This window comes from Tenacibaculum geojense (assembly GCF_042676005.1).
Lineage (GTDB): Bacteria > Bacteroidota > Bacteroidia > Flavobacteriales > Flavobacteriaceae > Polaribacter > Polaribacter geojense.
Genome location: NZ_JBHTJR010000031.1, coordinates 41,357 through 41,636, shown reverse-complemented (window position 1 = coordinate 41,636; position 280 = coordinate 41,357). Strand labels below are relative to the sequence as shown.

Here is a 280-nt window from a genome sequence, read left to right as displayed (position 1 = left end):
TGGTTACCGTGCCTACTGCCTGGTTTCCATCTGCATCCGTTCCCGTTACTTCTACTACATAAACATTATCTCCATCGCTATCGGCTGGGTTCTCAAAGTCCTGTGCTGGTAAAGTTACTTCTCCTGTCGCTGGATCAATACTAAATAAGCCTTGATCTGTTCCTCCTGTAATTGCATAGCTAACAACTCCGATTGGCGTACCACTTAACACTGGCGTGTCCGTAGCAACCGTATTCTCATCAACCGTTTGGGTCTCATCACTTAAGTCAATAGTCGTAGT

At 45.7% G+C, this 280-nt stretch carries 1 protein-coding gene; it reads right to left on the bottom strand.

The window, feature by feature from the left end:
- Positions 1–280: cadherin repeat domain-containing protein (locus ACFQ1U_RS13725; RefSeq protein ID WP_386106473.1), on the bottom strand; the 280-nt coding region annotated here is incomplete at both ends.